At 42.7% G+C, this 10,217-nt stretch carries 9 protein-coding genes; 2 read left to right on the top strand and 7 right to left on the bottom strand.

Going from position 1 to position 10,217, the window contains the following annotated elements:
• The 3 genes from V7Z60_RS07145 to V7Z60_RS07135 all read right to left on the bottom strand — a co-directional run.
• Positions 1-1,010, bottom strand: a 1,010-nt coding sequence (locus tag V7Z60_RS07145; RefSeq protein WP_334117149.1) for a peptide chain release factor 3, incomplete at its 3' end; no start/stop codon positions are given.
• Between the two features lie 153 nt (positions 1,011-1,163).
• Entirely contained in the window at positions 1,164-2,474 is a 1,311-nt protein-coding gene (locus V7Z60_RS07140) for a hemolysin family protein (RefSeq protein WP_334117148.1), read from the bottom strand.
• A 107-nt stretch (positions 2,475-2,581) separates the two neighbouring features.
• The gene (locus V7Z60_RS07135) at positions 2,582-3,985 is read right to left on the bottom strand and encodes an ATP-binding cassette domain-containing protein (RefSeq protein WP_334117147.1); all 1,404 of its coding nucleotides are present in this window, start codon (positions 3,983-3,985) and stop codon (positions 2,582-2,584) included.
• Between the two features lie 143 nt (positions 3,986-4,128).
• Between V7Z60_RS07135 and V7Z60_RS07130 the strand changes: the two genes are divergently transcribed.
• On the top strand, positions 4,129-4,638 hold the full coding sequence (locus V7Z60_RS07130; RefSeq protein WP_334117146.1) for a GtrA family protein: 510 nt from the start codon (positions 4,129-4,131) through the stop codon (positions 4,636-4,638).
• 79 nt (positions 4,639-4,717) lie between these two features.
• Here V7Z60_RS07130 and V7Z60_RS07125 read toward each other — a convergent pair whose 3' ends face one another.
• The 4 genes from V7Z60_RS07125 to rlmD all read right to left on the bottom strand — a co-directional run bounded on the left by V7Z60_RS07125 (position 4,718) and on the right by rlmD (position 9,209).
• Positions 4,718-5,761, bottom strand: coding sequence for an NAD(P)H-dependent glycerol-3-phosphate dehydrogenase (locus V7Z60_RS07125; protein WP_334117145.1), 1,044 nt, complete (start codon positions 5,759-5,761; stop codon positions 4,718-4,720).
• A 159-nt stretch (positions 5,762-5,920) separates the two neighbouring features.
• Entirely contained in the window at positions 5,921-7,060 is a 1,140-nt protein-coding gene (locus tag V7Z60_RS07120; RefSeq protein WP_334117144.1) for an AI-2E family transporter, read from the bottom strand.
• A 116-nt stretch (positions 7,061-7,176) separates the two neighbouring features.
• Positions 7,177-7,722: a nucleoside tri-diphosphate phosphatase gene (gene ntdP / locus V7Z60_RS07115; protein WP_334117143.1), complete on the bottom strand. Its 546-nt coding sequence runs from the start codon at positions 7,720-7,722 to the stop codon at positions 7,177-7,179.
• 92 nt (positions 7,723-7,814) lie between these two features.
• The gene (gene rlmD / locus V7Z60_RS07110) at positions 7,815-9,209 is read right to left on the bottom strand and encodes a 23S rRNA (uracil(1939)-C(5))-methyltransferase RlmD (RefSeq protein ID WP_334117142.1); all 1,395 of its coding nucleotides are present in this window, start codon (positions 9,207-9,209) and stop codon (positions 7,815-7,817) included.
• A gap of 103 nt (positions 9,210-9,312) precedes the next feature.
• Here rlmD and recX point away from each other — a divergent pair, with 103 nt between their 5' ends.
• Complete coding sequence (gene recX, locus V7Z60_RS07105) at positions 9,313-10,122, top strand: recombination regulator RecX (RefSeq protein ID WP_334117141.1); 810 nt, start codon at positions 9,313-9,315, stop codon at positions 10,120-10,122.
• Positions 10,123-10,217: the final 95 nt, after the last annotated feature.

The following is a 10,217-nucleotide window of genomic DNA, read 5'->3' as shown; positions in this document are numbered from 1 at the left end:
CCAGTTCGCTGAAGCGTAACGTCCATCCCGCGATCAAATTCGCCAGAACAAATTCTGACAAAAGCGATGCGGTCACGGTGGTTAGGATTCATGTTCGCCTGAATCTTGAAGACAAAACCGGAAAATTCTTCATCTTTTGGCTCAACGAAGTTTCCTTCTTCAGTCCTATGTTTTGCAGGAGCAGGTGCAAACTGCAAATATGCGTCAAGGAAAGTCTTAACACCGAAATTAGTCAATGCGGACCCAAAGAAAACAGGTGTCAACTCGCCTTTTTCAATCTTTTCTTCATCAAATTCGCTGCCAGCTCCCTTGACAAGCTCAATTTCTTCCAATACCTGACGATAGATGCTCTCTTGCTTAAGCGGATGATCCCCCTTGATTTCGCCGTTTTCATCCAGTTCGAGAAACGATTCCCCTTCGTCTTCACTGCGATAGAGTTCAATTCGATTATTGAATCTGTCATAAATCCCCTTAAAGCCTTTCCCCATTCCAATCGGCCAATTCATTGCATAGGCTTCAATCCCTAAGACTTCTTCCAATTCCGCCGTCAGATCCAACGGTTCACGTCCGTCACGGTCAAGCTTATTGATGAACGTAAAAATCGGAATCCCCCTCATTTTACAAATTTGGAAGAGCTTCTTTGTCTGCGGCTCAATCCCCTTGGCAGAATCGATCACCATAACCGCAGAGTCAACTGCCATCAACGTTCGATAGGTATCTTCCGAAAAGTCCTCGTGACCAGGTGTATCCAAAATAACGACCCTCTTGCCGTCATAGTCAAACTGCATGACGGAACTCGTAACTGAAATTCCGCGTTTCTTTTCAATTTCCATCCAGTCGGACTTGGCAAAATTTCCCGTTTTCTTCGCCTTGACCGTTCCTGCCGAACGAACTACGCCGCCAAAAAGCAGCAACTGTTCAGTAATTGTTGTTTTGCCGGCATCCGGGTGCGAAATAATCGCAAAGGTTCGCCGTTTTTCAACTGCTTGTTCTAGTTGTTTCTGATCCATTTTTACCTCTCAAATCCTTCAGTTGTTTATTTTTTGTATTTTCTAAAAAAACATGTTTACATTGGCCTTACCTCATTGATTGCTAAAATAATCCATTATTTAATCATAATATAAAAAAGGGCGACTTGCAACGAACGCAAGCCACTCTTTTTTCTAACTGAGCTTAAGCTCGGTTTGTTTTTTTATTGCCTCTTTCTTTCGATGGAGCGAAGCCAATGAATCGGGCAACGTCACTTTGACCTCAGTGATCCTGGCATCATCGATGATTTTTGCGGTAGTCAGGACAACATCTCCTTCAGAAGATTCGGCCGTAACCGAAACAGTCTCATCATTATCAGGTATTCTGCCCAGCTTTGCAATCAAGAATCCCGCAATTGTATCAATGTCATTAATTTTCAGATCCGTCCCGAATTCATCATTGAAATCATCAATCGGCATCTTGCCCTGAACCAAAAACTCATCCGATGAAATCTGCTGATAAAGCTGATCCGGTTCATCAGATTCGTCATCAATTTCTCCGACTATCTCTTCGAGCAGATCTTCCAAGGTTACCAGACCGACAACGCCACCATATTCATCCAATAAAATTGCCATCTGATTTCTTGTCTTTTGCATATGAAACAAAAGCTCATCCAGAGTCATTGTTTCAGGAACAAAGAAAGCCGGACGCATCGCCTGCCTGATTGTAATATGATCAAATCCGAAATTTCTGGCCAGCTTGACCAAAGTCTTGATGTGAACGATGCCGACAACGTTATCTTTATCTTCATGATAAACGGGAACACGCGAAAAATCCATCGCCAAAATGCTGTCGATATTGCGACTGTTATCGTTCGTAACGTCCACCATGAAGGCATCCGTTCTCGGAACCATGATTTCACGCGCCATCTTGTCATGCATCGAAATCACGCCGTCGATCATCTCATACTCATTCGTGTCCAGCTCGCCGTTATTTCTTCCTTCCTCAATCATGTCCAAGATATCCTGCCACGATGCCGTCGGATCGTCTGCCGTATCAGTCACGTCGCGTTTAACGACAAAATGTTTATTGATTAACGAAACAGCTGTCACTGTCGGCCAAAACAACACATAAATCGCATAGATGAAATAATACAGCCTTTTAGCTGTTTTTTCAGGATGTGCCGCGGTCAACAATTGAGGAATCGCCATGAAAAATGCATATAGTACAACGGCACACAATAACGCGACAATCACGCCTGCCATTTCATACAGACTGCTGAAGCCGATAACATCTCTGAATAAGCCGACCAAGCATCCCGCAAGCATTAAAACCAAAAAAACGCTGTTAAGACGCAACGCCGCCAAAAATTGCGGCCTTTTTTCTACCAGCTTTTGCAAAGACTGCATTTCATTATCATCTGATTCATTGTTGCCGACAGGATGATTGATTGCATTGACGCATCCCGTCGCCATCGACGTCAAACAAACAAAAACTATTATCAAACCAACCAACGCCCATAAAAGGGGCTGTCCGGGATCACCCATACCTATCACTCCATTTAATATTTTGATTAAAGATAGATTATACACCTACCTGGTTATATTTTCCATTATTTCGGCACCTTGATTGTTGCCCCTGCAACCAAATCGATGCTGTCGCCCATATTGTTCAGCTCTTGGATGCGTTGAACCGTGGTTGCATATTTATCCGCCAGTTCCCCGATTGTTTCGCCGTCTCCAACCGTTACCGTTTGGGTTTCTTCTTCGGCCTTGCTCTCAGATTCTGCTTTGGCTTTGCTTTCCGATTCTGCCTTAGCCCTGCTTTCTGCTTCAGCTCTGGCATTTTTTTCAGATTCAGCCTTGGCCTTGCTCTCAGATTTGGCTTTTTCTTCGGACTGCTTCCTTGCCAATTTTTCAGAAGATTTTGCTGTTTTCTTTAAACTGCCCTTATTAACGCTTTTCAATGATGTGGCTTCCTTTTGAGCAGTTTCTTCGGTCATATGGCGATGAATGAGCCAGCCTCCGCTTGCGCAAACCAAAATCAATAATGCGACAATGGAAACCGCAATCCCTAATTTCCTGGACTTTCTTTGCTCCTGATTAAGTTTCTTACCCGTCTCCGAAACCGGATCTGCGCCATGATCAACGTAGAAAGCATGACGCATTTTAGGCTCATCTTTTCTGGTATATCCATGTTTGAACTGTTCGCTCTTGAAATCATCATACAAGCCTCTGACGTCAAACATCATCTGCTCTCGCTGCTTGTTTGCCAGATAGTCGTTTTTCTCAGGCAAGGTCAAGGAACGATACCATTCAAGCGAATATTCAAATTGTCGCATGATGTCTTTTGTCGGACCAAAATCCTGCAACTCTCCGAAAGAAATCCATGCACAGCGCTCGCAAAGACTTTCAATTACGATATTCTTCACGTCTGAAATAATGAACGTCGTCCCGGTATCCTTCAATTTCTGAATTCGCTTAATCGTCTTTTCAAAAAACGTCTGATCAAGCATGGACAAGACATCGTCAATCACAACCAGTTCAGGATTAATATACAAGGCCAGCCCGAGAACCAGACGCGCATGCATACCGACCGAATATTCTCTGACAGGCCGGTATAAAAGCTGCCCTGCCTCAGTAAAATCAATAATTCCGTTCGTCAAATGATCTCCCTTGAATTTGTCGACACCGGAAGCTTCAATTGCATTTCGAATATTTTCAAGTCCAGTCAGATTTGGGTCAACACTGTCCAGGCCTGCGTAACTAATCTTTGCATCAGTTGTGATAAAGCCGGTGGACTGACGTTCAAGACCTGCAATGATTTTTAAGAGCTCAGCCTTTCCGGAGCCGTTTTCGCCAATAACACCCACAGCCTCTCCTTGAGTGACGTCAAACGTGATTCCGCGAAGAAGCCAAAAATCTCTGCTTTCATCCAACAGCCACGAAACCTTCGTCTTTTTATCCACCTGCAAAGGCACGCTTTTGGCAATGTATTTGATTTCAAGTTTTTTCATATGCTATCTTCACCTGATTTATTTTTTCTTTCTTTATAAAATACTACCTTATCCGGAACATTGACGCAACTGTCACGAAGAATACTTGCACTTTCAGAATATCCTCGCTATAATTGTCTAGTTGACTTTAAGGAGCAGGAAAAATGAAAAATTTCATCAGAAAACACCAAAGCTTTGTTTCCTATACTTTTTTCGGGACACTTGCAAGCGGAGTAAATCTGATTGTCTTCCATATTCTATATCAAAATATCGGCATAAACTATGTTGTTGCTAATGTCATTTCTTACATATGCGGGATGCTCGTTACGTTTTTTACCAATAAACGGCTCGTATTTCATTCCGAATATGATTCAGTCAGAAAGTTAATTCGCGAGTTTTTGTCATTTTGCAACGTCAGATTGCTCTCATTCTTTTTAGATAATTTTATCATGGTCGTCGGTATCGGCATCTTTCCAATCAATGCCGACCTGCTAAAAATCATCGACCAATGCATCGTGGGAATACTGAATTACTTTTTTTCCAAATGGTTCATCTTCAACACGACGAATCGTTTTCAGATAAATGCTTTGTCAAAACGTCAACATGATAAAATGAAAGAAGAAAACGATCCGAATCAGGAAGAAATTGAAAATTTTAAAAGCGACAATCATTAATCCATTCATCCAGTACCGAATTCAAAAAGCCTTGCCAGTTTGCGACAAGGCTTTTTTCATATTCCGAAACCACGAACGGTTATTTGCGTCTGATATCCTTTGCATGGCCAATAATTTCAGAACGGCTGTCGCGCCCCATCAAGTCAGCAATTTCTTCCTTGATGTCGGCACCTTTGAACAAAACGTTATAAATAGCCGTCGTAATCGGCATATCAATATGTTCTTGCTGCGAAAGCTGATAAGCCGCTTCGCAAGTATTGATTCCTTCAATAACCATGCCCATATCCTTTATGACTTCATCAAGCGGCTTTCCCTGACCCAAAGCATTACCGCAACGCCAATTGCGCGAATGAACCGAAGTACATGTCACAATCAGGTCACCGACGCCTGAAAGCCCGATGAACGTCAACGGACTTGCTCCAAATGCCATGCCCAAGCGAGCAACTTCTGCCAGACCGCGCGTCATTAAAGCAGCCTTGGCATCATCACCATAACCTAAGCCGTGAAGAGCACCTGCGCCAATCGCAATGACATTTTTAAATGCAGCACCCGTTTCAACGCCGACAACGTCGTCGTTAGTATAAATTCGAAGATAATTGTTGGAGAACAGATCCTGCACGTACTCAGCTTCTTCAAGATTGCTTGAAGCCGCCGTAATCAACGTAATATCCTTTCTGGCAACTTCTTCAGCATGGCTTGGCCCCGACAAAACGACTATGCCCTTGGCATAACGCTCTGTCAATTCTTCCATGATAATTTCAGAAATCCGTTTGTGGGTCCCGATTTCAAGACCCTTGCTTGCGTGAATAATCAACGGACGAGCGTTTTTCCTTGCCAGAATTTCCTTAAGCTGTCCAGCAACCAAACGAATAACTTTTGTAGGTACAACGAACAAAACAGCATCCGCTCCATCAACGGCCTCTTCCAAGTCAGTCGTCGTATAAAGATTTTCAGGGTACTTGAACCCTGGCATGTAATGTTCATTCGTATGCTTTTCATTTAATTCATCAGCCTGCGCTTGAATGTTTGTGTAAAGCTTCACATCATGACCATTTTCCACCAAAACGGTTGCAAGAGTACTACCCCAGGAACCTGCGCCTAAAACAGCAATTTTCTCTGTCATTTCTTACATCCTTACTATCAATTATTTGTTTTCATACCACTTTCAAGTTACCACATCTTGAGCAAAAAGGCAAATGTTCATTGTTGCACAATCTTAAAACAACCTAGCCTTTTTTCGTCCTTCACTGCGTCCCTCTTCACAGTTTTAAAAATAAAATATCTACTCATCGATGTTATTTTCATGATTTAACATTATAATGTCGTAAATATAAATGACAATCACCTTGACAACGGCATAAACCGGGACCGCCAGAAGCATCCCGAGTAATCCTGCCAAATTGCCGGCGACAAGCAGAATGATGATAATCGTCAAGGGATGAATATCCAGTGACTTTCCGATTACGTTTGGATAAATCAAATTACCGTCAATCTGTTGAACGACAACGCAGACGATAATCACCAGAACCGTCTGCCTGACTGAATTTGACAAAGCAAGAATCAGCGCGGGAAGCAACCCGATGTAAGGTCCGATATAAGGAATCATATTGGTGATACCGGCAAAAATGCCAATCAAAAGAGCAAACGGAACGCCGACGATTCCATAGCCGATTGCGGTACATGTTCCGACAAACAAGCATTCAATCGCTTGTCCCGAGATATATTTTGAAATCGTTTCACTCATCTTTTCCAAAAGTTCGCCGATTCGATTCGCCTGCTTTTCAGAGAAAATGCCGGTAACCGTCGGCACGAGCTTGTGGCCGTCCTTTAGCATGTAAAAAAGCATGAATGGAACCGTAACGATGGTAACCGTTACGCTTGTGACCATTCCGATGATTGAGCCGATGCTTGACGTTATCGACATCATAAAATTCTTGGCAAATCCAGAAAGGGATTCCTCGATTTCCTTTGTATACGCATTGATATCAACGTCTTTAGTCAAGTCAACAATCCATGGCGGCAGATTTTTTTGCTGAAGAACCCTGGTTAAGAAATGTTGAAAACTTCTGATGTATTCAGGCATGTTTTGAATCAGCTGCTCAACCTGATTCAAAATATTCGGAATCAGAAATGATAAGGCAGACACGATAATTGCAATCAGCAGCAAAAAAACAATTGCAACTGCAACAGTTCTTGAAACATGATGATTCTTGACCTTAATTTTCATCAACATATTGACAAGCGGATTCAGCAGATAAAATAAAAAACCCGCAATCAGAATCGGGGCAAACAACGTTGAAATGAATGTCCCGATCGGTTCAAACAGAAATTGAATTTGTGTACATGCCCAGATCAGCAGCGCTGCAAGCAGCAATTCCAAGGTCCAAAACATCAATCTGGCCTTATTTTTGTTTGAAAACAAAGATACACCCCCTCATTCGTAATTCATGTATAAGTATACCGCGGCAGATTGAGTTGTGCAAAAAAAAGACCGGGAACCAAATCCCGGACTCTTCATTACAAACATAAACCCGACAGCTATTGCCGACGCGATAATTCTAAATAGCGATTGTACCAAATCTCGACATATTCTTTTGAGAAAGGTCCTCTGCGATTATTGATCCAATCAACCAGAATACGTACATTATGCTTTAAAATTTTGTCTGTCTGCGGAGAATAGGACCACTTTTTTCCGTGCTCCTCATACTCATCAACATCAAGCAGCCGTTTTTCTCCATTCGGAAAAACTTTAACATCCAAATCATAATCTATATACTTAAGGGCCTCTTTGTCCAAAACTGCAGGCGAAGCCAGATTGCAGTAGTAAGAAACTCCATTATCGCGGATCATGGTGACGATATTGAACCAATAGTGCTTGTGAAAATACATGAGTGCCGGCTCGCGCGTTACCCAGCGGCGGCCATCCGATTCCGTGACCAAAGTGTGGTCATTGCAGCCGATCAGTGCATTTTCACTGGTTTTGAGCACCATCGTATCGCGCCACGTTCGATGCAAGCTGCCATCGTGTTTATAACTTTTTATGGTAATAAATTCGCCTTCCCTGGGTCCGTTCGAATGACGCATATTATCCCTGCTTTCTGAGTTATAAGCACAGGTGCAATTACACCGATACCACTTTAATTATACCAAATATTCATGAATATTCCTAAAGTTTTTTACTCGGACTTCAAATCAAGCTTGACCACTGCTTCGGTCCGTGCCGTTTGCGGAAACATGTCGACCGGCTGAATATAGCTGACGTCATACTTTGAGACAAGACTGACCAGATCTCTTGCAAGCGTCGACGGATTGCAGGAAACGTAAACGAATTTCTTCGGCTTACTACGTAAAATAACCTTGATTGTTTCATCGTCAAGTCCCGTTCTCGGCGGATCAACAACCAAAGCATCAAATTCCTGCCCGTCTCTCTCCCATTTGGCAAAAACCTGTCTGGCATCCCCCTCTTCATAAACGGCATTTTCAATTCCTGACATCGCAGCATTTTCCCTTGCATCAGAAATCGCCTCTGAAACAACATCCATCCCCAACACGAGTCCGGCTTCCTTTCCACAGTAAAGCCCGATTGTTCCGACCCCGCAATATGCATCGACCAATCTTTCACCCGGCTTGAGATCCAGGGCCTGCTTAACTTCGTCATACATTTTCTTCGTCTGAATCGGATTCATCTGAAAAAAGGCCCTTGCTGAAAGTTTGAACGAAACGTCGCCAAGTTTTTCGACAATATAATCCCTTCCGTAAATACGCGTCGTTTCATCACCATAAACAAGCGATGTTCTGCCAGGATTGTAATTTTGCATTACTGAAACCAGCTGGGGAAATTCAGTTCTGAGTTCCGTTGCAATTTCAGAGGCATGGGCAATGAAACGCTCATTCGTGACGAAAACAAGCTGAGCCTCATTTGTCGCAAATGCCTCTCTGACGACCAGCGTCTTTACCGTTCCCTTGCCTGTTCGCTCATCATAAGCACAAACATGCCATTTTTCCATTAAAGCGAGCGTTTTGCGAATGATTTCAAGCGTCAGTCTCCGCTGTGTTTCAAATGTCGGCAGGTCAACAAGATGATGACTTTCAGGTTTGTAAAGTCCGGCAATCAACTTGCCGGACCTTGTCGCCCTGACTTGAAAGGCCGCCTTGTTGCGATAATGATACGGATTCTTCATCCCGATTGTCTTGCGCAATTCAATTCTTTCGTATCCATGCGGCTTGAATTTTTCAAGAGCTTGCAGAATAACGTCCCGCTTGAAATCCAATTGTGCATCGTAGTTTAAATGCTCCAGTTCGATTCCGCCAACGTCATAATGATCGACCGGATCGACCCGTTGACTTGATTTTTCCACTATTTCAAGCAATTTTGCCTTTGCATAGTTTCTGTTTGATTCCGTAATTTTGGCTTTGACGAATTCCTCTGGCAACGCTCCCGGAATGAAAATTATCTTTCTCTTATAATATCCGATTCCTTCACCGTTGATTCCCAAGCGCTTGATTTTGACGTGAATCGTCTGACCCTTTTTTAAATAGACTTTTCCTGTAAACTTCTTTTGATGCATCATTTTTTCCTTTCATTTTCTTGGCTCTTAGATTATAACACAATGCGCTTGAATTTGACGCGAATATACTTTCGCATTACAATGTTTTCAAGGGGGTTTTTGAACAATGAACCAAAAAATAACCTCAATCACCGCTCAAAAACGTCCAGGTCGTTTCAACGTTTTTATAGACGGAAACTACGCTTTTTCGGTTTCGGAAGACGTTTTGGTCAAGTTTCGGCTGTCAAAGGGAAAGGAACTGGATGCTGCCGACCTGGAAGAGATTCTTAAAGCGGATAATCTTTCCAAGGCTTTGAACAAGGCACTCGATTATTTGGGCTATTCGTTGAGAACTGAAAAAGAAACACGTCAGAAATTGGCAAAGGAAGGCTTGGAAGTCGACATCATTGAATCCGTCATCAGAAAACTGACGGAAATGAAACTGCTGAATGATTCTGAATACGCTAAAAGCTACGTCAGAACCATGGCAAAAACAACTGACAAGGGTCCTAGAGTCATTGCGAATTCCTTAAGGGAAAAAGGCATCAGTCCATATGACACGGAGGATGCGCTGCTTGAATATCCTGCTGAAATGCAAATGGAAAACGCTTTGAAACTTGCGAAAAAAACAGTCGCCAAATCGAAGAAGAAATCATTCAATGAATGCAATCAAAAAATTACGCAAACATTGCTTAACAGGGGTTATTCATCAGAACTGGCATCGCAGGTCAGACAATCCTTGAATCTGACAAGGGACGACAATCAGGAATATGAAAATCTACGGCTGCTGACAGAAAAACTCTGGCATAAGAACAGCCGAATCAACTTGACCAAAAGGCGCAATAAAATCAAGGCTGCGCTTTTTCGCAAGGGATTTGACATCTATGAATGCGACCGGATTCTGGATGAACTGGAAAATGCTGAAGCGGACAACTGAGTTCAGGCTGACTTCACTCAACGACGTTAAAAAAATTCGAGGCATTCAGCCTCGAATTTTTGCTTTAAAAGGCAGTATTATTTTTTGCATTTTAA

Origin of the sequence: Ligilactobacillus sp. (assembly GCF_036846325.1) — a bacterium.
GTDB lineage: Bacteria > Bacillota > Bacilli > Lactobacillales > Lactobacillaceae > Ligilactobacillus.
Note: the sequence above shows the minus strand (reverse complement) of the source record. Positions and strands in the feature narration are given on the sequence as shown.

Bases quoted from the DNA above. Each gene is read 5' to 3' on its own strand.
- V7Z60_RS07125 (WP_334117145.1), bottom strand. From the start codon at position 5,761: ATGACAGAGAAAATTGCTGTTTTAGGCGCAGGTTCCTGGGGTAGTACT.
- rlmD (WP_334117142.1), bottom strand. From the start codon at position 9,209: ATGATGCATCAAAAGAAGTTTACAGGAAAAGTCTATTTAAAAAAGGGT.
- recX (WP_334117141.1), top strand. From the start codon at position 9,313: ATGAACCAAAAAATAACCTCAATCACCGCTCAAAAACGTCCAGGTCGT.
- V7Z60_RS07135 (WP_334117147.1), bottom strand. From the start codon at position 3,985: ATGAAAAAACTTGAAATCAAATACATTGCCAAAAGCGTGCCTTTGCAG.
- ntdP (WP_334117143.1), bottom strand. From the start codon at position 7,722: ATGCGTCATTCGAACGGACCCAGGGAAGGCGAATTTATTACCATAAAA.
- V7Z60_RS07130 (WP_334117146.1), top strand. From the start codon at position 4,129: ATGAAAAATTTCATCAGAAAACACCAAAGCTTTGTTTCCTATACTTTT.